Origin of the sequence: Streptomyces sp. NPDC032161, assembly GCF_040636995.1 — a bacterium.
Taxonomy (GTDB): Bacteria; Actinomycetota; Actinomycetes; order Streptomycetales; family Streptomycetaceae; genus Streptomyces.
Map to the genome: position 1 here is coordinate 1 of NZ_JBEZVN010000124.1, position 1,200 is coordinate 1,200.

The window sequence follows — 1,200 nt, forward strand, 5'->3', positions numbered from 1 at the left end:
CTAGTGGCTCGTCACGCAGCCTTGGCCGGGTAATCGGTCCATGCTCGGATCTGTGAGTCGGGTGCGAAGGTTGTCTTCGGCTCGGCGCGGGCATTGCGCCAGCGGACGTAGGAGGCGATGGCCGCGTTCTGCTCGTCGTGGCTGCGATGGTCGGTGCCGTTGAGTGCGAAGTAACGCAGGGCCGCGAACTCGGCCTCGATCCAGTTCAGCCAGGAGCCGTAGGTCGGCAGGAAGACCAGCTCGATGTCGTTGTCGGCCACCCAGGCGCGGACGTCTGCGTGCTTGTGCGGGGAGAAATTGTCCAGCACCACGTACAGCTTCTCGCTGGGCCAGCGGGCGCGCAGAGCCTTGAGGAGGTCGAGGAACTCGCGCCAGCGCTTGCGCGGGCGGATGCGGTAGTAGAGCTTGCCGGTGGCCAGATCGAGGGCGGCGAGCATGTGCCTCACGCCGTGTGTGCGGTTGTAGGTGGCCCGTAGCCGGCGCGGACGCCTCACCGGCCCCCACGCCTTGCCCTTGCGGGGCATCAGGTTCAGCGGCCCGAACTCGTCGACGCATATCACCCGTCCGTCGGCGGGCGGGGTGTCGTACAGCGCCAGGATGCGGTGCATCTTGGCGATGAACTCCGGGTCGGTGGACGCCTTCCACGTGGTGGTGGTCTTCCAGGAGACCTTGCCCTCGCGCAGGATCCGGCGCAGGGTCTCCCGGCTGATGGCTGCGGTCACCTTCTGCTTGATGAGGTGGTCGGCGAGCTTGCTCAGGCTCCAGGTGGAGAACGCGTTGATCTTCCAGTCGGCGGGGGACGTCCGAGCCACCAGGCAGATGTGCTCGCGCACCTCGTCACTGATCGTCCTGGGGCGTCCCCCGCTCCATTTTGGGTCCAGCGCGTCGAACCCCCGTTCGTTGAAAGCGTGGATGACATCGCGGACATAGTCCTCGCCGGTCTGCATCAATGTGGTGATGTCCTTGACCGTCTGGCCTTGGGCAGACATCAGCACCACGATCGCCCGGCGGAGTTTCACCGGGTCCTTCGCGGTCCGGCTGATCCGCTGCAGCCGGCGGCCCTCCTCCATGCTCACCGGCCGGACGAACACACTCGGTCGACGCCCCACGACCACCTCCAAGATCGGATCTTGGAGACAGTCTGCTAGGCGGCGAGCAGAAGATCGATTACCCGGCCAAGGCTGCGTGACGAGCCACTAG

At 66.0% G+C, this 1,200-nt stretch carries 1 protein-coding gene; it reads right to left on the bottom strand.

All coding sequences use genetic code 11. The features are described from left to right. Window positions 1-11: 11 nt before the first annotated feature. Complete coding sequence (locus AB0E67_RS36495) at window positions 12-1,070, bottom strand: IS630 family transposase (RefSeq protein ID WP_362035168.1); 1,059 nt, start codon at window positions 1,068-1,070, stop codon at window positions 12-14. Window positions 1,071-1,200: the final 130 nt, after the last annotated feature.